Below are 25,935 nucleotides of genomic sequence, written 5' to 3'. Positions count from 1 at the left end.
ATCATTTTGCAGATTTTTGTCTAACAAATGCGAACAAACTTCCAGCAACTATGCATGAGTAGTATGATAAAATTCTCCAAAGTAGTATTGCTGGAAGAAGTAGTTTTTCAGGAAAGAAAAGCTTGAAAATAATGAAGAAACCACCTTCAGCAGCACCCTCACCACCAGGAAGAGGCACGCAAGACATAATTATAGTTAAAAATACTTGGGCTGCAATCATAGTAAAAATACTAGAAGAATTAAAGCCAAAGCTTCTGTAAACACAATATGGTATTGAGTAAAAAATTGTCCATTGAATAAAAGTAAGTATACATGCATTTATACATGTCAATTTATTTTGAGCTATGATTGCGGAATTTTTATGAAAACTCATAAGCTCTTTTTCAATTGAAATGTATTTTTTTTCGGGATTTTTTACTATCTTAATTTTGTTTAATCCAAATAAAATTATATGTAATAATTTTTTAGTAACAGTATGATTTACTGAAAATAATATAGCAACAGCTATTATTAAAGTATTAAATACAAAGCCAAATAGGGCAAAGTATATAAAATATTTAATTTTTGTTTGAAAATAATGAAACTTAAAAGATATAACTAGAATAGAATATATAGTAAATACTGTCTGGTGAATTATAAACTTTATCATGAGTATAGAACCAGACAGACCAGCAGGAATGCCATATTCAGTCATGGCATAAAGTTGAGCAGGCTGGCTTCCTGAAGCAAAGGGAGTAAGCGAGCCGAAAAATTGACCAATCATTGCAAATTTGATTGATTTAAAAAACAATTTAGGAGCATTATATTGTATTCTTGTTATAATGTGCAAGATTATTGATTCAAGTAACCAAAATGCTAACATAAATAGTAGGGCAACGAATATCCAAAATTTATTTACAGATTTTAATGTTGTTAGAAGCGAATTAAAATCATTAGTAAAAACAAAGAAGGATAAAAGTATAAAAGCAGATAAAATTACAACGATAGAGTTAAATATTTTGCTTTGCATTTAGTTTACTCCTAGATTTTAGTTTGAATTTTTCATAATATACTTCGCTATAAAAGTTTTTCCATTTATTTAATATATAGTCTTTTGAGTAAAATTTATGGCACAATTCAGATTGTTTACACCATTTACTGTAGAAATAACTATCAGATTTACTCTTTTCTATAATATTAGAGAAATCATCTACAGAACTTCCTTTTAGATAATAATTAAATAAGATATTTTTGTATATATCTAAGTCTCTTAATAAGACAGGAATCTTTAGTGAAAGAGCTTCTAATACAGACATAGGAAATAATTCACTAAAAGAAGGTAAAAACATTATGTCTGCAATATTGTATAAGTCATTCATTTCACTTCTATCAATAATTCCTAAAAATTTTACGTTATCAGGTGGATTTTCAACTACTTTTTTCAATTCTGCATAGCCGTCCGTAATGGCACCAAATGAGAAACCTCCAGCCCAAACAAATTGAACATCTGGCTGCTTCTTAGCTGTTTCAATAAAGTCATATATTCCTTTTCGCGTTTGAACTTGACCAACACCTAATACTACGAATTTATCCTTTGAAATGCCAAATTTATCTTTTAAAGAAAGTCTTTTGCTTTCATCATATTTGTAAAAATTATCGTCTGATACAAAGTTAGGGATATATGTTATTTTATTTTCTGGTATCCCATAGTCTTTTAAGATATCGATAAAATATGGATTTACAACAACAAGATGGTCTACACTTTTATAAAACCATATGATATATTTGTAAAAAACTGCTTTGGCAAAAGAAGGTAAGTTGAGGCTGTTGTCAACTGTTTCTGGTACAAAATGTACATAGGCAACAGTTGTGCCAAGCATTTTTGCAAAAGGTATACTGAGAAAAAATTTTAAATCTATAGTATGATAATGCATTATATCAGAAAATTTAAATTTATTTATTTTAACATCATAGTTAATAAGTCCCTTTTTCACTAAGTTAACTTGTTCAATATAAGCAGATAATACACCTTGACCTTTTACTTTTTCCGCAGAAGAAAGCATGTTAATAGTAGGCATAATATAAGTCTCCTTTCAATTGGGTATATGTAATATGAAACTATTGACAAATTTAAATTATTTATGTTCCCCAATATAGATTCTTAATGGATTGGTTTACATAAATATATTATTAGATGATGAAAAGTTTCAACATATTTAATATAACCATATTCGGCAAATTTAATTCACATCAGTGTTCTATATAAATAGTACACTAAGTTTGTGACACTGTCAATGCCTTTTTACGCAAATTTTAACTTTATTTAATATACTATTAGTATAGAATAAAATTCTTATTTTCTGTTAACGTAAATCTTAAAAATTTCTTAATTATTTTTTTGAGGATAATTATAAAATTCGTTAAGTTAAATACAAGGAGGATGTGAAAAAAGGTATTCTATATCTTTATATAGATGTACAACTTGGAACATTGAAATTGCAAATACCAAGTTTATCCTTAGAAATTACAATTTTTAGAGCAGAGTACAGATGACAGAGTACAGAGTACAGAGTACAAAGTACAATGAAGGAGGATTTTTCTCCGTTAGCACTACGAAAAATCTGAAAACTTATTTTTTTATTGCTGCGCAATCGCGCCATCGATGGCGCTCAGCGAAGCTGAGGACATTTAAGTTTAAGATTTGCCTAAGCAACGCGAAATGTAAATCATCCTTCTTTGTACTCTGCTCCCCAAATTGTAATTTAACAGGATGAATTTGGTATAAACAATTTTAATTTTTCAAATCCCCCTATAGAATATGTAAAGTATTGTGAAAAGATAATCGAAAATATAAAATGACGAATAAATTTTCCAATAATAATGGGTACTTGAGAATAAATACTTCAAAATCCAAATTAGGAAGTTTAAAGAAAATAGTAAGGGGTGGTCGATAAATGTTTAGAAATGCAAAGATGCTACATAAGATAACGTTTTTGTCAATTATGCTGTTAATGTTCACGTGTGCAATTGGTTATTCAGGTTATTATTTTACTCAAAAATCAAATGAAAATTTATATGAAATGTATAATGATGATTTAAAAGCTATAAATTTATTAGACGATATTAGAATTCAAGCAAGGACTTGCCAATATGATTTAACTAATATCATTTTAAATAATGGAAATAAAACAAATCAGAGTGATTTTTTAAAAGAGATAAATAATAAATTAAAAGGAATTAAAACTGATATTGCTGCATATAAAAAATTGAATTTAACAGCCAAAGAGAAAAAAGCTGTTGCAGAGATTGAAGCAAATATACCAAAACATGCAGAGACATGCACAAAAATAGTTGACATGTCATCCACAGGAAATGTGAAAACTGAAGATATATATAAGTATTTTTCTGATAATAAGAGTACACTGGATGGTTTTAGAAGTCAAGTGAATACATTATTAAAGGATTATGTAAAGGCTACGGATAATACATATAAACGAACACAGAGTACTAATAATCATTCAATAATTACATTCTTAGTTATTTTAAGTGCAGCTATAATTCTTGGTGTATTACTTACTTTTGCTATTGTAAAACCTATTATAATTTCATTAAGCGCAGCGACTAATTATTTAAACATAATTGCAACTGGAGATTTTAGCAAAGATATATCACCAAATCTATTAAGTAGCAAAGATGAAGTAGGTATAATGCTAAGAGCTGTAGATAAAATGAAGAAATCCATAAAGGAAGTTTTAGCATCAGTAATTGCTGAATCGCACAACATTAAGAAAATGATTGAAACTACTAATAGTAATATGTCTAATTTATCTGTTGAAATACAAGACGTATATGCTACAACAGAAGAACTTTCGGCAGGCATGGAAGAAACTTCAGCGTCAACGCAGGAAATGAATGCAGCATCACAAGAAATACAAAATGCAATTGAAAATATAGCTTTAAAGGCACAAGAAAGTGCAAAATCTTCAGATGAAGTAAGTGCCAGGGCAAATGAAGTGAAATTAAAAGGGTTAGAATCTCAAAAAAGTGCAGATGAAATTTATATGGAAGCTAATAAAAACTTAAAGGCTGCAATAGATGAGTCAAAGTCGGTGGAACAAATTAAAGTATTATCTGAGGCTATACTGCAAATCACATCTGAGACTAATTTGCTTGCGTTAAACGCATCTATTGAAGCGGCAAGAGCAGGTGAGGCTGGAAAGGGATTTTCAGTTGTTGCAGATGAAATACGAAAGCTTGCAGAGGGCTCAGAGGATACCGTAAATAAAATACAAGGTATAACACAAATAATATTAAGTTCCGTGGATAAACTTTCAATAAGTTCAAGTGAATTATTAGAATTTGTTGATAACAAAGTAAGAAGTGATTATATTTCAATGGTGGAGACTGGTGAAAAATATAGTAAGGATGCTGGAGGTATTTACAAATTATGCGCTAATTTTACTGAAGCTGCGCAACACATAGAAAGGCTTGTACAAAATATTACGGGTACTTTAAATAGAATAGCTTTAGCTACAAATGAAGGTGCGGAAGGTACTGCTAATATTGCAAATAAGACAACAGATATAGTTGAAATGACAAACAATATAACAAAACAGACAAATACTATTAATGAAAGCATGGACAAACTTTCAGGACTTGTAGCTCAATTTAAGCTGTAGAAAAATAAATATGTAGTATATGAGTTTTTGTTTACAAATTTACAACATAATGCTAGAATAAAAATAAAATTAAATATTTTTTGCTAGAGGTGCCAAGTAAAATGGCTGAGAGGAGAAATCCAACTCTTTGAACTTGATGTAGTTAGTACTACCGTAGGGAAGCAGCACATTATAACTTTTAAGATTTTAAAAGCTTGCCTTTGGCGAGCTTTTATTTTTTTGTTGTAATCTTTATTTAAAGATATACTGGTTTATCTATAATGTGTTTGCATCCAAAATAAATTTAGAATAGGAGAATTATTATGAATTACACAACACAAATGGATGCCGCAAAAAAGAATATAGTTACAGAGGAAATGAAAATTGTTTCCCAAAAAGAAAATGTTGACATTAATCAGCTGAGAGGGCTTGTAGCTGAAGGAAAAGTTGTAATACCAGCAAACAAAAATCACCAGTTCCTGAGTGCGGAGGGAGTAGGACACGGACTTAAGACTAAGATAAATGTAAACCTTGGAATATCTAAAGATTGTGCAAATGTTAAAATGGAAGTAGAAAAAGTAAAAACAGCAATAAAAATGAAGGCTGAAGCAATTATGGATTTAAGCTCTTATGGAAAGACAGAAGAATTCAGAAAGAAGCTAATTGAAATGTCACCAGCGATGATAGGAACTGTACCAATATATGATGCCGTTGGTTTTTATGACAAAGAATTAAGCGATATAACAGAGGAAGAATTTTTAAGAGTAGTTGAAAAACAAGCACAGGATGGAGTGGATTTTATGACTATCCATGCTGGAATAAATAGAGAGACAGCAGATGTTTTTAAGAGAAACAATAGGCTTATGAATATAGTTTCGAGGGGAGGAGCCTTGATATATGCATGGATGGAACTTAATAATAAGGAAAATCCATTTTACGAGCATTTTGATAAAGTTCTAGATATATGTGCAAAATATGATGTGACTATAAGTTTAGGAGATGCTTGCAGGCCTGGATGCATAGAGGATTCTACAGATGCAAGTCAAATCAAGGAACTTATAACCCTTGGTGAGCTTACAAAAAGAGCTTGGGAAAAAAATGTCCAAGTTATGATAGAAGGACCGGGACATATGGCTTTGAATGAAATACAATCAAATATGATTTTAGAAAAAAGATTATGCCATGGAGCACCTTTTTATGTACTTGGACCTCTTGTTACAGATATAGCGCCAGGATATGATCATATCACAAGCGCAATAGGTGGTGCTATTGCAGCTGCAAGTGGTGCTGATTTCTTGTGTTATGTAACACCAGCAGAACATTTAAGACTTCCAAATTTGGATGATATGAAGGAAGGAATAATAGCATCTAAAATAGCTGCGCATGCTGCAGATATAGCTAAAAATATAAAAGGAGCAAGAGAATGGGATTATAAAATGGGTGAAGCTAGAAGAAAATTAGATTGGGAGGCAATGTTTGAACTTTCAATTGATCCTGAAAAAGCTAGGAGATACAGAAGGGAATCAACACCGGAACATTCGGATACATGTACTATGTGTGGAAAAATGTGTGCTGTAAGAAACATGAATAGGGTTATGGAAGGCAAGAAGGTAAACATACTAAATGAATAAAAACTTAAACATTGCGAACAAAAGTGTAGTGCAAAATCAAAGAACCTTTGGTAGGCGTAGAAAAATGATGTTAGTGAATAGCGGCTCAAAATCCTAAATAAAATTAATAAAACTAAGCGGCAAATTTTTTTAAGCTTAAGAGCTTTCGATAACTCGCAAAAATTAGCTCAGACAATCTAAAGCTCTAAAGCTTTAAAAAATTTCCCACTAAGTTTTATAAAATTTTATTTAGAAATTTTTTCGCCACTACTCCCTAACATCATTTTTTTCCTACACCTACCAAAGGTTCTTTGATTAATCCACTACATCTTTGTTTCAAAATATATAATTGTTATTTAACAACTTAATGATTTAAGTAATAAATATTGTTTCTGCATTACACCCAAATTCCGTAGGTACGGAGGAATTTTTTCCTTAAACTACTGTAAATGCGGAGTAAGTGTAGTTCAGGATGGTTTAAATAAAATTTTAATAAATCTTAGAGTGAAATGTTTAAAAGGCTTAGAGATTTCAATTGTCTGAGCGCCTTTTGCGAGTTATTGAAACCTCTTAGGCTTTTAAACATTTCGCTCTTAGTTTTATTAATTTTATTTAATATCCTGGACTACACTTACTTCGCAATATTTTTAGAAATTACTATAAACATAAGGCACATTACTAGACGGTGTAAAGATAAACATAACTAGTAGTCCGAGCATTATAATTAGGAAAAAAAGAACATAACTATTTGTGATAGTAGTTATCAATTTCTTTATCGACATATAACCATCCTTTCCAGCCAAGGTGCATTCCATCTTCCATAAGATACTTTTCATACTCATGCTTTTGAAAATCTACAACATCAAAGCCGTAGCCAGATATAAGATTTTTGGTTTTATTGAAAAATGCAGTTCTAGTAGTTTTATTTATACCATCAAAATCATAATATTTTGCATTAACTGGCATCAATATAAACAAAGGTTTGATGTCTTCAGCTTTACACACCTTTAAAAGAGTGTTAAGATCTTCATATTCTTTTGAATCAGTAAGCTTAACATTTTTATCCTGATTTTTTATTTTACTTAAGTTAGGCTTTATAAACTCATTATAATAAGAATTAAGTATGTCAAATTGATTATTATTAGCAAGTTTACTTCCTCTTGCTTCTTCATCAGCTAAGTCTTTATCTAAGTTAATTGTGGATAAATTAGAATTATTTAATTTGTAAACTCCTTTATATTTTTTTAGAAGTCTATAAGATTTTACATTGTTAGAGAAACTTAAAGCCTGATATTTTAAATAAAAGTAAGGCTTAAGTAAGTTAAATTTCAATTTACCTAAAAATGTATTGCTATTATAAAGCTTTGCATATAGTGCTGCATCTGAATAAAATGAATTATTAGCTACAAGAGAGTATATTCGTTTGCAAATTTCTTTCTTTAAAGCTTGAGAAAGATTAGGATTTTTCATAGCTTCATAAAATTGAAGTTCAGAAAAATTCATTTGAAAATCACTAGATTGCATACCATTTTTATATAAAAACCATTGAAGAGATACTATAAAGGCAACCTTTTTTCCTTTTAAATTAGGATTACATGCAAATTTTATGGCATGAGCTAAATCTTGCATATATCCTTTTGCAATCGGTGAAACGAAAAAATCATCTTCCTTTTTTGGAAAATATCTTATAGGATTAGAGAGTATTTCTGTAGTGCCAAGTTCGGAAGAACCATAAATCATTAAAACATCCTTTGCATCTGCCTCATTCCTTTGGATAAAGGTACTTTCATTTTTTATATCATTATATAATTTATAACTAGTTGAAAGATTACTTTTTATATAATTTTCACAATACATATTTACAGAAAACATGATAATAAGAAGAATAACGACAGACAAAATGAATGAACGTAATTTACGCATTTTTACTCACCTTTTTTTGCTTTTAAGTAATCTATTATTTTTCTTGGTGTTGCAATTTGTTCTCTTGTTACTTCTGTTGGCTGTATTGATATTTTTAATTTGTCTTCAATTGATAATAATAGTTCAATGACACCAAGTGAGTCCAAAAGACCATCATCAAATAAATTTATATCAAGGTCATTTCTTACCTCATCTGTTCCACATATTTCTTCAAGTATTTCTAATAAAGTTTCTTCCATTATAAAATCACTCCTAAATTATATTTTATTATATTTTAAAATAAATTGTTAATCGTCCTGAAAATAATAATAAACCAAAACAAGCTAAATTAAAGGTTACGAAAATGGATAAAGCTTGAAACCATTTTTCTTTCTTATGGGCTTTATAAAACTTGTTTTTTCGTTGGTAATAGTCAGTTGCAACAAGTAAAAATCCTTCGTAAAGTCCATAAATTATATAATACAAATAAGTACCATGCCATATACCCATAACTAGCATTGTAATCATAAATCCTAAGTAAGAACTTGTATATCTACTTTTAAACCATTTATGTTTCATAGAGGTCATTACAAACCTTGTGTAAACAAAATCTCTAAACCAAAAGGATAAAGACATATGCCATCTATCCCAAAATTCCTTCATACTTTTACTTAAGAAAGGCAAGTTAAAGTTTTCTGGAAGCTTAACTCCAAGGAAATATCCTGTACCAATAGCAATGCAGCTGTAGCCAGCAAAATCAAAGAAAAGGTATAAGCTGTAGGCGTACATGTATTGAAGTATGCTACTTATTGTAAATGAAGTTGATATTTTTATAAGCCAATGATTATAGATAAGGCTAGAAAAAATAAACTTGTAAGCAATTCCCTGAAAAATTTTAAATATACCAGTACCCATGTAGTCAAAATATTCTCGCCTTTTTAGTACTTTATTTATATCATCTTCAAATCTTCTACTTCTATCTATTGGTCCTGAGCTGACACTTGGAAAAAATAAAATAAAATAAGTTAAATCTATTAAATTTATTTTTTTTATTAATCCATCGTGTGTTTCAATTATTATCTGAACAATTCTAAAGGTAATATACGAAATACCAATAAAACCTACTGTAGAAGTAGTGAAAAAATGACTAAATTTAACTATACATAGGGGAAATATACTCAATAATATAAACAATCTCATTAACGAAGCTTTATTTGTTTTATTTCTAATTATTAAATAGCTTTTAATTAGAAGTACTTCCCAAGCATAAAAACACAAAAAGCTTAGTAGCTGAAATTTATTGCTACCTATAAAGAGTGCAATCATAAAAATACTAAGTAAGGTTCCATAGTATTTTATTCTTTTTTCAAATATTCCTAAAAGTATAGCAGGAATTAATGATACAAAAAGAATATAAAAGAATATATTACTTTCAAAAGGTGTCATTTCAAATCCTCCTGGAGCAATTTTCTATCTATTTTGCCATTTGTATTAATAGGAAATTTATTTAATAATTTAACTTTTCTTGGAATCATATAAGAAGGCAAAAATTTGCTAAGATCATTTTTTATTTTCATAGCTATTTTAAATTCTTTTTCATCAATACTTTTGCTTAATTTAACAAATGCTGCAATGTAGGAGATTTTTTCCTCATGTTTAACTGGCAAAGCAACAGCATTGCTTACATAATCAAGTTTTCTTAAATTATTTTCGATGTCCTCTAATTCAATTCTAAAGCCATTTAACTTTATCTGGAAGTCTTTTCTTCCACAGTAATAAAACATGTCATCCTTCTTATATGCCAAATCACCAGTTTTATAGCCAGGTTTAGTACCGTCTTCAGCTGTAAAGAAGTGTTTTTTGTTCATTTCTTCATTGTTATAATAGCCAATACTTACATTATCGCCAACCACACAAATTTCACCTTTTTCACCATCTTTAATTTCCTTGCCGGCATCATTTATTAAAAAGACTCTAGAATTATCCATACCATATCCAATAGGAATTGAATCTTCGGCATTAAGCATATGCTTGTTTACTTCCACAGCAGTTATTAAAACGGTGGCTTCTGTTGGACCGTAACCATTAATTATAGAAATATCCCCAAATCTTTCGTAAAGGGTTGAAACTAATTTCTTTGATAGTATTTCCCCTGCAAAAAACATCTTTTCAAGCTCTGGAAGTAAGTTTTTATTAAAACTGTTATCAACAATACACATTTCAGCGAAGGAAGGTGTTGATATCCACATAGCTATTTTGGAAATACTTAAATTTTCAAATAAATCCTTAAAATTTGAAGTCATTTGCTTGTCTATTACATATAATGTTTTACCTAGAAGAAGTCCAATATATATGCTAATTACTGATACATCAAAGGAATAAGAAACCTGATTTAAAAAGACGTTCTTATCTTCACTAGTTTTACAATAAGGCATAAACCATTCAATAAAAGCTTCTAAGGCCTTGTAGGTGATTTGAACACCCTTAGGTTTACCGGTACTTCCAGAAGTATAAAGCATATAATAAACATCGTTTTCTTTAAGATAAAATGATTTGCTTGGTTCTAAACCAGAAAATTTATTAAAGATATCATTTAAATTTTCTCTGGATACCATTTTTCCATCAAAGTTGTCAATATTAATATTTCCTATATTAATAAATAGTTTTGGCTTGGAGCTTTCAATAATATCGTTTATTCTATCTTTTGGAAACGTAGTATCTATAGGAATATAAGCATGGCCAGATTTACTACATGCTAAAAAAGATATTAGCATTTCATGTTCTTTGTGACCATAAATAACAATTGGTGACTTATCTTCACCATATTCTGATATTATGTACTTTGAAAGTGCATCTGAGTACTTTTTTAAATTACCATAAGTAAGATTTGAATCTTTATATATTTGACAAATTTGTTCACTATATTTAATACAATTTTCATTTATGATATTAAGTAAATTCAATGAAATCAATCCTCCTTTTTACATATAATTCAGCATTAACATTATAATGCAATTAAATACAATTATCAAATTACTTTTTGGTTACGGACATCATGTAAATTATAAAACAATTGGGGTATAAAATGTTAGGCAAATGTTAGGCAAATTTTAGGATCAGATCATAAAAGGAGTTTTAAATGTTTACTTGACATAAATATTTTATAGTATTATACTAAAGCCAATTGAATAGTATAAATTCTTCGTGGGTTGGGTGAAATTCCCGATCGGCGGTAAAGCCCGCAAGCCAATTTGGCAGATCCGGTTAGATTCCGGGGCCGACAGTTAAAGTCTGGATGAAAGAAGAAAGATTATGTTTTTTGTTATATATTTTTTGATAACTAAACCCCTGAAGATTTACTTCAGGGGTTTTATTATTTAATTAAAGATATATAACTTAATAAAAAATACAGTTCGAATATATAAGGATTATAAATATCCTTTCAAATCTTATAAAAAAATTCCACGAAGATTAAAAATTAAATTTGTGCGCACAGATTAAAAATTTTGCTATTTGATACATTAATATAGATGTACAACTTGGAACCTGAAAATTGCAAATCCCAAGTTTATCCTAACAGCAATATTTTTAAATTCACAGTTCACGATGCACAATTCACAATGAAGGAGGATTTTCCTCCGCTTTGCTGCAGAAAATCTTAAAACTTATTTTTTTATTGCTTACGCGATAGCACCATTTATGGTGCTAGGCGGAGCTTATAATTTAAGATTTGCCTGACAAAAGGAAGGCAAATCATCCTTCATTGTGCATTGTGAATTGAAAACATTAGCATATGGATACATTTGGTATTTATAATTTCAATGTTTCAAGTTGTCTATCTATAGCTTGGAAGTGATAAATTGAATGAAGTTTTTATGAAAAGGGCATTAGAACTTGCAGAAAAAGGAAGAGGACGTGTAAATCCTAATCCTATGGTAGGAGCAGTTATAGTTAAGGATAACCAAATTGTTGGTGAGGGCTTTCATGAATTTTTTGGAGGAAATCATGCTGAAGTCAATGCTTTAAATATGGCTGGTGAAAATGCCAAAGGTGCAGAAATCTATGTAACTTTAGAACCGTGTTCTCATTTTGGGAAAACACCTCCTTGTGCACTTGCACTTATTAAAGCAGGCATCAAAAGGGTAATAATCTCAATGAAAGACCCTAATCCTATTGTTTCTGGCAGAGGCATTAAGATACTCCGTGATAATGGAATAGAAGTGTTAGTTGGAGTTCTTGAAGCTGAAGCAGTAAAGCTTAATGAGATATTTGTAAAATATATGGAGACTAAAACCCCATACGTTCTTATGAAAACAGCGGCAACTTTAGATGGAAAGATATCAACAATATCTGGAGAATCAAGGTGGATAAGTTCAAAGGCTTCAAGGGAATATGTGCATTATTTAAGAAATAATATGATGGCAATAATGGTTGGTATTGGAACTATTATTGCGGATAATCCAATGCTTACAACCAGGCTAGAAGGAAAATGCTGCAAAAGTCCAACTGCTATAATTATTGATTCAAAACTTAGAATATCGCTAAATTCTAAAATTTTAGAAACCTTAAAGGAAAGAAAAGTTATTATCGCTGTAACAGAGGAAGCTGATAAAAATAAAATTAAGCAATTAGAGGATATTGGAGTTTTAATAATTAAAACACCTTTAAAAGAGGAAAAGGTAGATCTTAAATATTTAATGACTAAGCTTGGTGAGCTTGGCATAGACAGTATTTTACTTGAAGGTGGAAGCACTTTAAATTTTTCATTTTTAAAAGAAAAGCTTGTGGATAAAGTTATATGTTTTATAGCACCTATTATGCTTGGTGGTGAAAAAGCGAAAACTCCTGTTGGAGGCATTGGAATAGAGAAATTAAGTGAAGCTGTTAGGCTTTCAAATATGAAATTAAGAACTATAGGACAGGATATTTTAGTAGAAGGCTATATAGAGAGGGAGTGAGAAGTTGTTCACCGGTTTAATAGAAGAAGTTGGAGAAATTAAAACAATTAAAGAATCATCTCGCTCAATAAAGTTAGGAATTAAGGCTGAAAAAGTAATGGAAAAAATAATGCTTGGAGATAGTGTTGCTATAAATGGAGTATGCCTTACTATAACGTCTATAGAAAATGGAGAATTTGATGTTATGCCTGAAACAAAAAAAGCAACTAACTTAAAAAATTTAAAAGTTGGAAGTAAGGTTAATCTTGAGAGGGCATTGGCAATGGGAGAGAGATTTGGTGGTCATATAGTGAGCGGGCATGTAGATGGGATAGGTATTGTAGAAAAAATTAGAAAAGATGATATAGCAATAGAATTTGTAATAAAAGTAGAAAACAAAATTGCAAATAATCTAATTTACAAGGGGTCGGTAGCTGTAGATGGAGTCAGCTTAACTTGTGGAGAAGTGGGAGCGGATTATTTTAAATTTTATTTAATACCGCATACTCAAGAGAAAACAACATTAACGGAGAAAAGAAAAGGTGATTTTGTAAATATTGAAGGTGATATTATAGGAAAGTATGTTCAAAAATTTATAGCTGCAAAAATGGCTCCAATAAATAGAGGCATTACAGAAGAGTTTTTAAGGCAAAATGGATTTATTTGAAAGCTAGAATAGAGGATAATGGAGGTAAATGAAAAGTGGATTTTAAATTTAATGACATAGAAGCTGCAATAGAAGATATAAAGCAAGGTAAAATGATTATAGTCGTTGATGACGAAGATAGAGAAAATGAAGGTGACCTTGTAATGGCAGGGGAAAAGGTTACTGGAGAGACTATGAATTTTATTGCTAGGTATGCTAGAGGTTTAATATGTACTCCGATGGATGGAGAAACAATGGATAGACTAGCTATTGGCCAGATGGTTGATAAAAATACAGAGTACTATGGCACAGCTTTTGGTGTAACAGTGGATGCAGTAGGGACAACAACAGGAATATCTGCCTTTGAAAGAGCTTTTACGGTTAATAAACTTGCAGATCCAAATTCAAGGCCAGAAGATTTTTTAAGACCTGGGCACATGTTTCCGCTTCGCGCCAAGAAAAATGGTGTACTAGACAGAACAGGGCATACGGAAGCTACAGTAGATTTAGTAAAGCTTGCTGGTTTTAAAACAGGTGTAGGCATATGCTGTGAAATTATGAAGGAAGATGGGCATATGGCAAGACTCCCAGAGTTGATTGAGTTTGCAAAAGAACACAACCTTAAAATTGTATCTGTAGAGAAGCTTATTGAATACAGAAAGAAAACGGAAAGTTTTGTTATGAGAGAAGCAGAGACTAAACTTCCAACTAAATATGGCGAATTTAAGATTGTTGGCTATAGAAATATTGTTAATGGAAAAGAAAATTTAGCAATAATTAAGGGGGATATTGCTGATGGCAAAGAGGTACTTGTTAGAATTCATTCAAAATGTTTAACAGGTGATGTATTTGGCTCTTTAAAATGTGATTGTGGAAATCAACTTGCGATGGCACTTAAGACTATACAAAAAGAAGGCAGGGGTATAGTCCTTTACATGGATCAAGAAGGAAGGGATATAGGACTTTTAAATAAACTTAAAGCTTATGCTCTTCAGGAAAAAGGAATGGATACCGTAGAAGCAAATATAGCACTTGGTTTTGCGCCAGATTTAAGAGATTACGGAAGTGCAGCCGAAATGCTAAAAGATCTTGGTGTAAAAAAAGTTAGGTTAATAACAAATAATCCTGAAAAAATAGAAGGATTAAAAAAATATGGAGTTAGTGTAGTGGAGAGAGTTCCAATTAATACAGAACATTTTAAGGAAAATAAATTTTATCTTAGAACTAAAAAGGAAAAGATGGGACACTTGTTAGAAATTTAATATGTAGAGGAGATAAAAAAATGAAAATATATGAAGGAAAACTTGTAAGTGAAAATTTAAAATTTGGTATAGTGGCAGGTAGATTTAATGAATTTATAGTATCAAAGCTTGTTGGAGGTGCAATTGATGCACTAAAAAGACATGGATGTCAGGAGGATAATATAGAAATGGCATGGGTTCCTGGAGCCTTTGAAATTCCATTAGTGGCGCAGAAAATGGCAGCAACGGGTGATTATGACGGAATAATATGTTTAGGCGCAGTCATAAGGGGATCAACTCCGCATTTTGAATATGTATCTTCTGAAGTATCAAAGGGAGTTGCACAAGCGTCTCTTAAAACGGAATGCCCAGTTATATTTGGAGTACTTACAACAGACAGTATAGAACAAGCAATAGAAAGAGCTGGTACAAAAGCAGGCAATAAAGGTTTTGATGCAGCTGTTACTGCAATAGAAATGGCGAATCTACTAAAAAATTTCAATGCTAAGTAACATACAGCTTCATTACATTAAAAAACTTATAAGTTGCAGTATCACAAAATTCCGTAGGCACGTAGGAATTTTTTCCTTAAACCCACGGTTTAGGTGAAGTAATAATGTTGTAGGGCAATTTAAATAAAAGTCAATAAACCTTGGAAGCTAATTGTTAAAAGCCTTAGAAGTTTCAATTTGTTTGAGCGTCGAGCGAGTTATTGAAACTTCTTAGGCTTTTAACAATTAGCTTCTTAGATTTATTAATTTTATTTAATATCCTGCAATACACTTACTTCGCATTAATTTTACAGTTTGAATTTTTCAACTATACTATTTAATTTGTTTGCATTTTTTTTATTTTGGTCAGCACATTCTGAAACTTCTTTTAGGTTTTCCATTATGGTTTGATTTTTTTCTGCTATAGATGATAAGCCGTAAGCTCCATCACTAGCAGTTTTAGCTACATTATTAATTGCAACTGAAATTCCAGAAATTGATGCATTTAACTCTTCAGAGATTGCACTAAAATCCATCATAAAGCTATTTACAGTATCAGCATCTTTATCATATTGGTTTGCTGTTTCAATAAAAGCTTCATAATTTTTAAGGACATCTTTATCAATGAAAGCAAGTATATTTTTAGAATGCTTACTTAAATTGTCAACAGAATTAATAACTACATTTATGACATTTTCAATTTGTTTTGTTGTTTCTGAAGATTGATTAGCTAAATTTTTCACTTCATTTGCTACAACTGCAAAGCCTTTTCCAGCTTCACCAGCACGAGCAGCCTCTATAGAAGCGTTTAATGCAAGCAAATTTGTTTGCTCAGTAATTTCAAGTATGGATTTGGTTAAGTCAGTAATTTCATATACTGAGGCGGAGTCTTTTATAGCTTTTTCTAGGTTTTCTTTTACATTTTTATAAAGTTCCTTTGTATCAGTGTTTGATTTAATTGATACATTCATTAGATTATTTGCTCTATGTGAAATATCATCTGCCTCAGCAGAACCATCTTGAGCTCTAGTAGATATAGAATTTACTGCTTTTTCAATTTCAGTAGCAGATGCGGAAACTTCTTGTGTAGCAGCCGCAGTTTCCTCCATTCCAGCAGAAAGAGTTTCCGTCTCAGAACTTGTTTCCTCAGAAAAACTTTTTAATTGAACAGCTAATTTTTCAACAAGGTCTGCATTGGCATTTAAATCTATAGATGATTGTTTTAAGGTTTCTATTACATCTCTTAAAGTTTGCCTCATGTTGAAGGTGGAAATAGCTATATCACCAACTTCGTCATTAAGTTTAGAAAGATAACTGTAGCTATTATCTTTGTCTAGTTCTAACCTAGAAGTTTTGTTTATTAAGTCTTTTAGTTTCAATATAGGATTAGTTATACTTTTTGATAAAATATAACCTATGATAATTGCAATTAGTGCAACAACTAATGAAATTAATAATATAATTACAATTAATTTATTTATAGAAGAAGTAACATCGCTTTTATTTACAGATAGAATTACTAGCCAATGAGTATTTGGAACTTCTTCATAGTAAGCCATTTTTAAACTTCCATTAAATTCGTAAGTTGCTGAAGCTGGCTTTATACTTTCACCTTGTTTAATTTTTGCTATTAGACCTTTTGCAATACTATTATCAACGGGTTTACCTATCTTTGATTTTGTTGGATGGTAAATTATATTACCCTTTTCATCAACTAAATAAGCATAACTTGAATTTAAATTTGGTAAAGTTACATTTTTTAAGTATTTTGAAAAATTGCTAGCTTTTAAAGCAGAACCTACAAAACCAATTGTGGTTCCATTATATTTAATAGGACTTGCAAATACTAGAATTTGAGTGCCTGTATCTTTTGAAATTAATGTTTCACTTATAGTATCATTTCCACTAAGTGCTTCTTTACAATAGGTTCTATCAGCTATACTTTTGCCAATTAACTTATTTGAACTATCAGAATAAATTACAGAATTTGAATCTACTATAAAAGTATGCTCAATATATCCTGCATTCTGAACATATTTAACCAAAGTTTTGTTGTTTTGAGTTACTAGATTATTAAATTCTTCAGATTTATCATTAGCTTGCCTTTTTATAGCTAAATCAACTATTGATTTACTTTGGGCAAGGCGTTGAACTTCTGTTTTTTCCTTGTCAATCATCATATTAATTGTAGTGTTGAGTCCATCATCTGCTAAGTCCATTTGTGATATTACTTGCTTAGTTAGCATGGAATCAGTTTCGTAATAAGTAAATGCTGCAGTGATACTTGATGATAAAAATATAAGTGATATTATGACTAAAGGAATTTTTTTCGTTAATTTCATATGACCATATCCCTCCCTTTGATTTAACGGGGCTGTCGCACTAAGATTATTTAATACGTAACTTAAAATTGTTGTAAACCATTATTCAGAGTACAGAGTACAGATGACAGAGTACAGATGACAGAGTACAGTTAAGGATACACATACTAGGGGTTTGGGTGTAAAGCCCATGTAGGTTCTTTAACTTAGTATAAGTACTTTCAATAGTAGTACAATAAAACTTTGTATATTAATAAACTTACGTTAGGTAAATCTTAAACTTATATGTTGTTCAGTTCCGCTGAACAACATTGATAATATAGCGATTGCGTAAGCAATCAAAAATAAGTTATAAGATTTTCTGTAGCAAAGCGGAAGAAAATCATCCTTCACTGTACTCTGTACTCTGAATAATGGTTCATAAAATTTGTGTATAAAATAACTTTATGTCACAGCCGCTATATCTCATATATCGTATTAAATTGAAAAAAATTAATATAATTGACACACTATTTTTAACATTCAATTAATACTGGTTTAATATTAGAGGAATAAAATAAAATTATAAAATTATAGCATAAGGAGAGGTGTACATGAAAAAATTAAATATTTGTATTGATATTGATGGTACTATAACAAATCCTTTTTTCTGGCTAGATAAAGCTGCTGAATATTTTAATAAAAGTATTAAGTATGAGGAGTTTAAGGAATATGAGTTTTATAAAGTACTTAATATAGATAAAAATGAATATGAAGAATTTTACGATAAATACAAGTTTAAATACCATTCAGAGGAAATTTTGAGGGAATGGGCAAAGAATATAATAAATGATCTTTACTTAACTAATAACGTTTATTTTGTAACAGCAAGGGAAAAATCTTTAGAAATGACTACTTTACTATATTTAAATAAACACAATATTCGTTTTGATACCTTGTTTGTTTTAGGAACTCATAATAAATTAAAAAAAGCAAAAGAATTAAATTGTGATGTTTTTTTAGAGGACAATCTTGAAAATGCAAATAATCTCGCAAAAGCTGGTTACAAAGTACTTTTAATGGATACACCGTATAATAGAAAAGCTACAAATAGTAATATAACAAGGATTTATGATTGGCTTGATGCTAATTACGAGATAAATAAAATGATAGCTAAAGCAGAAAAGGTAAACTTTGTGAATGAAAATGCTGTATGATATTAAAAGCAAAGTTAATTTTAATATAGATAAAGAAGCTGAAAAATTTAAATTACTAACACCAAATTTATCCATACAAACTGGAATTTCACCCAAAGTACAGAGTACAGTGAAGGTGGATTTACCTTTCGTTATCTTAGAACTTAATTGGTTCAGCTGCGCTGAACACTATATATTAAGCGCTTTATGCGCATTAAGTTTAAGATTTTTTGTAGTGATAGCGGAGAAAAATCATCCTTCACTGTACTCTGTACTCTGTTAACTGTACTCTTTTTCAAATTCCCATTTGTGAGGATAAACTTGGTATTTGCAATTTCAATATTCCAAGTGGTTTATCTTTAGCAAGTTTATATATGGAAATGGAGCTTTCACGCTAAGATTATTTTGTGCGAAAGCTCCATTTTATTTATTGGCTATGTTTTAAATAAGTTTTATAATCTAAGAAAGAGGTATAGGAGGGTGAGAATTATGAAGCTAAATTTTCAAATAAATTCATTATACATATGTGTGAAAGATATGGAAAGAGCAATTAAATTTTATGAAAGTTTGCTGGGGCAAGAAGTTACTGAAAGAGATGAAGTATACAGTGTTTTTAGCATTAATGGTTTTCGATATGGATTATTTGCAAACGAAAAGGTTAAACAAGCAAAAATATGTGGAAACACTTGCTTGCCAAGTTTTACGGTAAATGATATTGAATTAATACAAGAAAAACTCCAACAGTTAAATTGTCCAATTGTTTTTCCACTAACGGTTATAGGGAAAAACAAAGTACTAGAATTTACAGATAGTGAAGGTAATGATATAGAAGTTACTTGTCCAGTAGATTTGTCAAAAGAATAATTACTAAATTATGTGTACAAGATAATTGAAAAAAATATTCATTTTGCATGTTTAGCCATTTATTTAATCTTCTGAAAAACTGTTAATTCACCTTTTTTTTTAGTATGATATAATTAAGGATATACCATTGTGAAACTTAAAAATTATTTGTACCAAAATGCCGTCTTCTAGGCATTATGGTGCACATAAATTTTAATAGTTGAGCCGGTATAGCTATAGAGATAAAATGATAGAAACATTGAAATTACAAATACCAAGTTTATCCTTACAAATTACAATTTAACACAGAGTACGGAGTACAGAGTACAGAGTACAAAGAAGGATGATTTTTCTCCGTTAGCACTGCGAAAAATCTGAAAACTTATTTTTTTATTGCTGCGCAATCGCGCCATACATGGTTCTCAGCGAAGCTGACAACATTAAGTTTAAGATTTACCTAAGCAAAGCAAAAGGTAAATCATCATTCACTGTACTCTGTACTCTGTCATCTGTACTCTGCTCTACAAGTTGTAATTTAACAGTATATATTTTGTATTTATAATTTGTATTTTTCAAATTAGATATCTATAGTAATGAAATTATATTTCTAAAGAAGGTGATTTTTTGCTTATAAGTATAGATTTTGAATCAGACACGCCGATATATGAACAGCTAAAAATGCAAATAGTAAAGGGAATCGCCAAAGGTGAACTTCAAAAAGGAGAAAGTCTTCCATCAGTAAGACAAATGGCAGTTGATGTTGGTATAAATCTTCACACAGTAAATAAAGCATACAACATTTTGAAACAAGAAGGTTATTTAAATATAGATAGAAGAATAGGTGCAGTTGTAAGTGAAAGCATGCCAAATAATACTGATGAATTTAAAGAAGAATTGAATGAAGAACTTGAATACATAATAGCTGATAGCAGTTGTAGAGGTATGAATAAAGATGAATTTTTAAATTTATGCAGTAGAATTTTTGATAAATACAACATATAAATTTATTTTTTATTTTGAGGTGATATTATGAATGAGAATTTATATAATAGCTGCTTATCTGCTTTTATAATGTTAATTTTAATTATAAGCCAGATTATTTACTTGAATGTATCTAGGAGTGACATATTTTTAGGTGTGCGAATACCAGAAAGTGAAAGAAGAAGTTATGAAATTAGAGATATAGGGAAAAAGTACATATGCGCAAATTTATTTATTGGCATACCAGTTATGATTGTATTTTCCATAATTATATATAATTCTAAAAATCCATATATAATTGATTATGTATTATTTCCTTTTATGGCAATGGATTTCTTGATTTTTTATGTGCATAAAAGAATGGTTTCAAGACTAAAAAAGGAAAAGGGCTGGTTAAAAACTAAAAAACAAATAGTTGTTGTTGATACCAACTTTAGTAAGGAAAAGGCTAAAAAATATATGCCTTCTTCAATGTGGTTTATACCATCTATTTTACTTATTGTAATTTGCATAATAATGAATTTTTATGCATTAGACAAGCTTCCAAACAGATATCCCTCCCATTGGAATGCGGCTGGAAGAGTTGATGGTTATTCAAATAAATCCTATTTGTCTGTTCTTATGATGCCTATATTTCAGCTTATTATGTTAATAGCAATGTTTTTTTCATTTAAAATTATAGGTTGGAGTAGACAAGAGATAAGCGCAAGTGATCCAGAAGGTTCAAAAAAACGAAATATTAAGTTTAGAAAAATATGGGCAACATATATTATAATATCTAATTACATTACTCAATTTATATTTATAACATTAGATTTAACAATTATGAAAATAATAAAATTTAATAATAATGATTTTCTTGCTTTTTACTTAGTAATATATTTTATAATAACAATTGTATCAATAACTTTATCTATAAAAGTTGGACAAGGCGGAAGCAGACTTAAAATAGAAGGTTGTAAAGCGGAACATGAGATACCTGTTCGAGATGATGATAAGTTTTGGAAGTTGGGCATGATATATTATAATAAAAACGATCCTGCTATTTTTGTTGAAAAGAGAGTTGGCATTGGTTGGACTATTAATGCAGGGTCAAAGGTAGGAATTTCAATATATATATTTATTATTATTGTTGTAATTTGCAGTCTCATACCAGCAATATTGAAATTATAATTTAGGCTATGTTTTAAAAATAGCCAAACTTACTAAAGGAAGCTATGTTTTAAATAAGTGTAAAAATCAACACCTATTTAAAACATAGCCATAATTTAAAATGCGTAGAAATCATATGATTTCTACGCATTATTGTCTAGAACTTAAAGTCATCTTATTACGACTTGTAAACATAGTTACACACCTAGATAAACCTTTTATTTTTTATTTAAGCATCTCATTACATTTATAAATCTTCATTCGACTTATTAACGTACCTTAAAAACTATATAAATATTTCAATTAATATAACCTTTAGTATTAACGGGATTAAGCCGTATAATACCTTCGGCACGTTAATAAATCTTCGCTTGACTATTATAAATATCTTAGAACCATATACAGTTTAATCTATATAAAGCTTTATGGACACTTGTAATAATCGTCCATTAACATGCATAAAACCTCACATAAGCTAATTATTACTAAAAAGTAGTAATTGAATTTGATTTTAATCTTATACATATCGCAGGTCGAATAATTTCGAGCTTAAATAAATTAAACCCTAATTACTCTTCGCTCAACAACTTTAAATCCTTTGACACTATATATGATAACCATATTATTTTTTTATATGCACAAAATAAAAAAAAATTCACAATTCACGATGCACAATTCACAATGAATGTAGATTTTCTGTAGCAAAGCTACAGAAAATCTTAAAACTTATTTTTTTATTGCTTACGCAATAGCACCATTTATGGTGCTAAGCGAAGCTTATAATTTAAGATTTACCTGACGGAAGGAAGGCAAATCTTCCTTCATTGTGAACTGTGAATTGTGCATTGTTTTACAGTGTTTCTAAGGCGATAAGTGCAGCTCCGATTGCTCCAACTATTTGAGGTTCTTCAGGTATAAATATTTTATTTTCAAGCTTTTCTTCAAGGCATTTTACAACTCCAACATTTTTAGCAACTCCACCTGTCATCATAAAATCGCCATTTTTACCAACTCTATTTACAAGAGCGGCAGTTTTACCTGCAACAGCTTTGTTTAAACCGTGAATTATATCTGGAATTTCTTTGTTTTGAGCAATTAGTGAAACTACTTCTGACTCCGCAAAAACAGAACACATACTTGTTATACTTATATCCTCATGCCAATTTAAAGATTTTTCACCCATCTCGGAAAGAGGAACTTCAAGAGAGCGGCTCATGAGTTCAAGAAATCTTCCTGTTCCAGCAGCGCACTTATCATTCATAGCAAAGTCAATTACATTTCCCTTGTCATCAAGTTTTATAGCTTTACTATCTTGTCCGCCTATATCTATTATTGTTCTAACTGAGTGATTTAGAAAATAAGCAGCTTTTCCGTGACAAGTGATTTCAGTAACTTCTTCATCTGCAAAAGGTATACTTACACGACCATAACCAGTTGAAATTATTTTGGTAAGCTCTTCTCTAGTTATGTTTAGTTTATCTAAAGCTTCCTTCATTGCATTTTCTGCACCATTTTGGCTCTTGGCACCAGTTCTTACTACAGAAGAAGCGAGTATTTCCTTAGCTTTATTCATGATTACAACATTTGTAGATGTAGAACCACTGTCTATACCAGCAACTAAAATATCTTTATCTGAAGAAGAAATTTTTTCATTAGTTTTAACTTCAGTATCGTTAGTATTTTCTTTTTTTGTTTTAATTGTTTCAATAAAGGCTTCTATTCTAGTTTTCATTTGACCATTACCTTCCTCTGCATAATCAGTTTCTACCTTTAATATAGGTAGAGAAATTGAATCTTTTAGCTTTGCATATTCATAGGAATATGAATCACAAAATTTAGTTGTATGATATATTATTCCATCCAAATTACCTAGGTTTTCATTTAAAATTTTAATTCTATCATGATTATCAACCATTCTCATGCATGGAAAAGCATTTAGCAAAAATGAAGAATAGGCTAAAAGAAAATCTTCATTTTTATTAAGCGTTGTTGATTTTGAAGTATCTCCAGTACAAGTGTAATTGTAATTTAGAGCAACTCCCTCATTTTCAAGCTGAGTTATAAAGGTATCTTTTACCCTTGAACCCATAAGTGCTATATTTATTTTTGATGATGTACTTGTTTCTGGTTTAGCACTTGAATTAACTAAGTTTATAAATTTATCTTCGTCAAATTTTTTACCTGTATAAGCTTCCATAGCATTTATGAATTTTAATATTTCACTTTTCATCATAAGGTCAGAAGCTTTATTTCTTTTTCTTGGAACATCTATCAAATAAACAAATTTAAAATGTTCATCACTTTTTAATACATCATATAATCTTTTTATACTGTCACAGCAGTTTACAAGTACTATGTTGTAAATATTTGAATTAATACATTCCTCAAGAACTGCTTTTGCATAGGTGCATATATTAGGATGCATAAGAGTTTCAGCTTTATCAAAACCTCTAACTGAAGGGTTTATTCTTACTGCCTCTTCATTAAAACTTTTTATAATGTGAGAAGGGGTATATTTACAAACGTATCCTATCATTATAATGTTTCCTCCTTGCTGTCTATGATTTCCATAAATGCTTCTAATCTCGTTTTGATTTGACCTTCATGGGCATTTCTTCTATCTACACCATCGCCATCAATAGATAAATAAGGAATATTTTTTGATTTTAGAGCATCTTTTAAAAGCATAGTACCTCCACTGCATTGTTTGCAGCCAAAGGAACATAAATTTACAACTCCATCTGCATTAAAATCTTTAGTCATTTTTAAAATGTTTCCTATTTTATTGCTAAAAGGACCATTCATTTTATTTTGAATGAGTTTTTTTGCAATAGCAGCATAAGGATTGTTATAATCCATTTCAGCTGTGTTATCGAAATTATAATCACAAGCTAAAAGTTGATAGTCTTGATTTAGGTTAAAATATGTTCTTAAGGTTTCACTATAAAAAGGGATAAGGTGGCTCCAAAGTATCCTTTTTCCTGTTGGTTCACCGTAAGCTTCTATATCTTTTGCTTGCATTTCATAAAACTTTAAAGTTTCTTTTTTGCCCATGCCCATGTGGGAAGTAAATAACTTATACATTTCAAAAGTAAGTGTATTAGGAAAATACTTGGTTTTTAAGCTTTCATAAAATTTTCGCATATACAATTTTGAATCATTTTCTGTTTTTACTACTTCTCTAAGCTTTTCATCATCAAAATTAAGGTGCATTGTGTCCTCTAAAAATTCTACAATTTCGTGAAGTTGATCTACAACGTATTTTTCAGTATCGTCACTATATTCATAAGGAATATCTAAAAAGTAGTAGGGGATATTGTGCTTTTCAGAAATATGCCTAAATGTATTTAGATTGCCATCACAAATCATGGAAGAAGTTAAAGCAAATTTTGCCTTTGGAACAACGTTAGAATCCATAGCACCTACGAAAGCTTTATGATAACTGCAAAGTGTATCAGAAATTCCAAGTTTTTCTGCATAATCTATAAATACGTCTTCACATTGAATACCTGAAAGAAATGAAGAAAAACCTTCTATTAAAAATGGATGTATATTCATTGCATGTAAAAGTTCAGTTGGGGCAAATATGGTTACAAAGCCTGAATTTGATGGGTTTTTAAGGGGGTTAAGTATGAATTTAAGACATAACTTATTTAGATAATTAAGTGAATCTGGTAAGTCTTTGTCTTTAAAAGCTGAAACTCTAAATTTTTCAAATGAAAATCCGGTTTTTAAAAGATTTAAAACTTTATTTGGGTTATTGATGTTTTTCTTTATGTAATCACTGTAGGATTTTATTAAGTCCATTTTTTTATACCTCGCAAACTAATTATTAAACTAACATGTAATAATTATACACCTAAAAATAGTGATATTGTCAAATTTGTGCCAATAAATGGAAAGGATATTAGAACGTTTAGACATAGCAATGTGAGTAAAAATATTCTATAATATAAATTGTAAAGGCTATGTTTAAAATTTATTAATAATTTTAAATAT

Annotated in this window: 19 protein-coding genes and 2 riboswitches; of the genes, 10 read left to right on the top strand and 9 right to left on the bottom strand. The window is 29.9% G+C overall.

Going from position 1 to position 25,935, the window contains the following annotated elements; genetic code table 11:
- Position 1 precedes the first annotated feature (1 nt).
- The gene (locus CUEA01_RS19180) at positions 2–1,009 is read right to left on the bottom strand and encodes a lysylphosphatidylglycerol synthase transmembrane domain-containing protein (protein ID WP_234123534.1); all 1,008 of its coding nucleotides are present in this window, start codon (positions 1,007–1,009) and stop codon (positions 2–4) included.
- Positions 990–2,057 carry a glycosyltransferase family 4 protein gene (locus CUEA01_RS19175; RefSeq protein WP_234123533.1) on the bottom strand — a complete coding sequence of 356 codons (1,068 nt, stop codon included), beginning with the start codon at positions 2,055–2,057 and terminating at the stop codon, positions 990–992. Before CUEA01_RS19175 ends, CUEA01_RS19180 begins: the two co-directional genes overlap by 20 nt.
- Positions 2,058–2,933: 876 nt before the next feature.
- Between CUEA01_RS19175 and CUEA01_RS19170 the strand changes: the two genes are divergently transcribed.
- On the top strand, positions 2,934–4,658 hold the full coding sequence (locus CUEA01_RS19170) for a methyl-accepting chemotaxis protein (RefSeq protein WP_234123532.1): 1,725 nt from the start codon (positions 2,934–2,936) through the stop codon (positions 4,656–4,658).
- A 75-nt stretch (positions 4,659–4,733) separates the two neighbouring features.
- Positions 4,734–4,835, top strand: a riboswitch (TPP riboswitch).
- A 125-nt stretch (positions 4,836–4,960) separates the two neighbouring features.
- Positions 4,961–6,268, top strand: a complete 1,308-nt coding sequence (gene thiC, locus CUEA01_RS19165; protein ID WP_234123531.1) for a phosphomethylpyrimidine synthase ThiC — start codon at positions 4,961–4,963, stop codon at positions 6,266–6,268.
- A 723-nt stretch (positions 6,269–6,991) separates the two neighbouring features.
- Here the strand turns inward: thiC and dltD are convergent.
- The 4 genes from dltD to dltA are packed head-to-tail and all read right to left on the bottom strand — an operon-like array spanning position 6,992 to position 11,112.
- Positions 6,992–8,170, bottom strand: a complete 1,179-nt coding sequence (gene dltD / locus CUEA01_RS19160) for a D-alanyl-lipoteichoic acid biosynthesis protein DltD (RefSeq protein ID WP_234123530.1) — start codon at positions 8,168–8,170, stop codon at positions 6,992–6,994.
- Between the two features lie 2 nt (positions 8,171–8,172).
- On the bottom strand, positions 8,173–8,409 hold the full coding sequence (gene dltC, locus CUEA01_RS19155) for a D-alanine--poly(phosphoribitol) ligase subunit DltC (protein WP_234123529.1): 237 nt from the start codon (positions 8,407–8,409) through the stop codon (positions 8,173–8,175).
- Between the two features lie 28 nt (positions 8,410–8,437).
- Positions 8,438–9,595, bottom strand: coding sequence for a D-alanyl-lipoteichoic acid biosynthesis protein DltB (dltB, locus tag CUEA01_RS19150; RefSeq protein WP_234123528.1), 1,158 nt, complete (start codon positions 9,593–9,595; stop codon positions 8,438–8,440).
- Positions 9,592–11,112 (bottom strand): D-alanine--poly(phosphoribitol) ligase subunit DltA, encoded by a 1,521-nt coding sequence (dltA, locus tag CUEA01_RS19145; RefSeq protein WP_234123527.1) that lies wholly within the window; start codon positions 11,110–11,112, stop codon positions 9,592–9,594. The genes dltB and dltA overlap by 4 nt, the downstream gene beginning before the upstream one ends.
- Positions 11,113–11,343: 231 nt before the next feature.
- Positions 11,344–11,460: riboswitch (FMN riboswitch) on the top strand.
- Positions 11,461–12,024: 564 nt separating this feature from the next.
- On the opposite strand from dltA, the gene ribD reads away from it, so the two are divergent.
- The 4 genes from ribD to ribH are packed head-to-tail and all read left to right on the top strand — an operon-like array spanning position 12,025 to position 15,485.
- Positions 12,025–13,107 carry a bifunctional diaminohydroxyphosphoribosylaminopyrimidine deaminase/5-amino-6-(5-phosphoribosylamino)uracil reductase RibD gene (gene ribD / locus CUEA01_RS19140; RefSeq protein WP_234124749.1) on the top strand — a complete coding sequence of 361 codons (1,083 nt, stop codon included), beginning with the start codon at positions 12,025–12,027 and terminating at the stop codon, positions 13,105–13,107.
- Between the two features lie 4 nt (positions 13,108–13,111).
- Complete coding sequence (locus CUEA01_RS19135; RefSeq protein ID WP_234123526.1) at positions 13,112–13,753, top strand: riboflavin synthase; 642 nt, start codon at positions 13,112–13,114, stop codon at positions 13,751–13,753.
- A gap of 35 nt (positions 13,754–13,788) precedes the next feature.
- Entirely contained in the window at positions 13,789–14,994 is a 1,206-nt protein-coding gene (locus CUEA01_RS19130) for a bifunctional 3,4-dihydroxy-2-butanone-4-phosphate synthase/GTP cyclohydrolase II (RefSeq protein ID WP_329604010.1), read from the top strand.
- Positions 14,995–15,014: 20 nt separating this feature from the next.
- Positions 15,015–15,485, top strand: a complete 471-nt coding sequence (gene ribH / locus CUEA01_RS19125; RefSeq protein ID WP_234123525.1) for a 6,7-dimethyl-8-ribityllumazine synthase — start codon at positions 15,015–15,017, stop codon at positions 15,483–15,485.
- Between the two features lie 287 nt (positions 15,486–15,772).
- On the opposite strand, the gene CUEA01_RS19120 is transcribed toward ribH, so the two are convergent.
- Positions 15,773–17,806: a methyl-accepting chemotaxis protein gene (locus CUEA01_RS19120; RefSeq protein ID WP_234123524.1), complete on the bottom strand. Its 2,034-nt coding sequence runs from the start codon at positions 17,804–17,806 to the stop codon at positions 15,773–15,775.
- Positions 17,807–18,378: 572 nt separating this feature from the next.
- Here CUEA01_RS19120 and CUEA01_RS19115 point away from each other — a divergent pair.
- From CUEA01_RS19115 to CUEA01_RS19100, 4 genes are all read left to right on the top strand, one after another.
- On the top strand, positions 18,379–18,981 hold the full coding sequence (locus CUEA01_RS19115) for a hypothetical protein (protein ID WP_234123523.1): 603 nt from the start codon (positions 18,379–18,381) through the stop codon (positions 18,979–18,981).
- 468 nt (positions 18,982–19,449) lie between these two features.
- On the top strand, positions 19,450–19,824 hold the full coding sequence (locus CUEA01_RS19110; protein ID WP_234123522.1) for a VOC family protein: 375 nt from the start codon (positions 19,450–19,452) through the stop codon (positions 19,822–19,824).
- Between the two features lie 603 nt (positions 19,825–20,427).
- Complete coding sequence (locus tag CUEA01_RS19105) at positions 20,428–20,805, top strand: GntR family transcriptional regulator (RefSeq protein WP_234123521.1); 378 nt, start codon at positions 20,428–20,430, stop codon at positions 20,803–20,805.
- A 27-nt stretch (positions 20,806–20,832) separates the two neighbouring features.
- The gene (locus CUEA01_RS19100) at positions 20,833–21,957 is read left to right on the top strand and encodes a DUF1648 domain-containing protein (protein WP_234123520.1); all 1,125 of its coding nucleotides are present in this window, start codon (positions 20,833–20,835) and stop codon (positions 21,955–21,957) included.
- 829 nt (positions 21,958–22,786) lie between these two features.
- Here the strand turns inward: CUEA01_RS19100 and CUEA01_RS19095 are convergent.
- Together CUEA01_RS19095 and CUEA01_RS19090 are read right to left on the bottom strand one after the other, a co-directional pair.
- Positions 22,787–24,472: an acyl-CoA dehydratase activase gene (locus CUEA01_RS19095; protein WP_234123519.1), complete on the bottom strand. Its 1,686-nt coding sequence runs from the start codon at positions 24,470–24,472 to the stop codon at positions 22,787–22,789.
- The gene (locus CUEA01_RS19090; protein ID WP_234123518.1) at positions 24,472–25,743 is read right to left on the bottom strand and encodes a 2-hydroxyacyl-CoA dehydratase subunit D; all 1,272 of its coding nucleotides are present in this window, start codon (positions 25,741–25,743) and stop codon (positions 24,472–24,474) included. The genes CUEA01_RS19095 and CUEA01_RS19090 overlap by 1 nt, the downstream gene beginning before the upstream one ends.
- Positions 25,744–25,935: the final 192 nt, after the last annotated feature.

This window comes from Clostridium hydrogenum (genome assembly GCF_021432385.1).
In the GTDB taxonomy this organism is placed as follows: domain Bacteria; phylum Bacillota; class Clostridia; order Clostridiales; family Clostridiaceae; genus Clostridium_S; species Clostridium_S hydrogenum.
The sequence above is the reverse complement of the archived record's forward strand: the minus strand, read 5'-3'. Positions and strand labels throughout refer to the sequence as shown.

Coding starts and splice junctions, on each gene's coding strand:
- dltB (WP_234123528.1), bottom strand. CDS start 9,595: ATGACACCTTTTGAAAGTAATATATTCTTTTATATTCTTTTTGTATCA.
- CUEA01_RS19120 (WP_234123524.1), bottom strand. CDS start 17,806: ATGAAATTAACGAAAAAAATTCCTTTAGTCATAATATCACTTATATTT.
- CUEA01_RS19175 (WP_234123533.1), bottom strand. CDS start 2,057: ATGCCTACTATTAACATGCTTTCTTCTGCGGAAAAAGTAAAAGGTCAA.
- CUEA01_RS19180 (WP_234123534.1), bottom strand. CDS start 1,009: ATGCAAAGCAAAATATTTAACTCTATCGTTGTAATTTTATCTGCTTTT.
- ribD (WP_234124749.1), top strand. CDS start 12,025: ATGAAAAGGGCATTAGAACTTGCAGAAAAAGGAAGAGGACGTGTAAAT.
- dltD (WP_234123530.1), bottom strand. CDS start 8,170: ATGCGTAAATTACGTTCATTCATTTTGTCTGTCGTTATTCTTCTTATT.
- CUEA01_RS19110 (WP_234123522.1), top strand. CDS start 19,450: ATGAAGCTAAATTTTCAAATAAATTCATTATACATATGTGTGAAAGAT.
- CUEA01_RS19100 (WP_234123520.1), top strand. CDS start 20,833: ATGAATGAGAATTTATATAATAGCTGCTTATCTGCTTTTATAATGTTA.
- CUEA01_RS19095 (WP_234123519.1), bottom strand. CDS start 24,472: ATGATAGGATACGTTTGTAAATATACCCCTTCTCACATTATAAAAAGT.
- CUEA01_RS19115 (WP_234123523.1), top strand. CDS start 18,379: ATGAAAAAATTAAATATTTGTATTGATATTGATGGTACTATAACAAAT.
- CUEA01_RS19090 (WP_234123518.1), bottom strand. CDS start 25,743: ATGGACTTAATAAAATCCTACAGTGATTACATAAAGAAAAACATCAAT.
- ribH (WP_234123525.1), top strand. CDS start 15,015: ATGAAAATATATGAAGGAAAACTTGTAAGTGAAAATTTAAAATTTGGT.
- CUEA01_RS19170 (WP_234123532.1), top strand. CDS start 2,934: ATGTTTAGAAATGCAAAGATGCTACATAAGATAACGTTTTTGTCAATT.
- dltC (WP_234123529.1), bottom strand. CDS start 8,409: ATGGAAGAAACTTTATTAGAAATACTTGAAGAAATATGTGGAACAGAT.
- thiC (WP_234123531.1), top strand. CDS start 4,961: ATGAATTACACAACACAAATGGATGCCGCAAAAAAGAATATAGTTACA.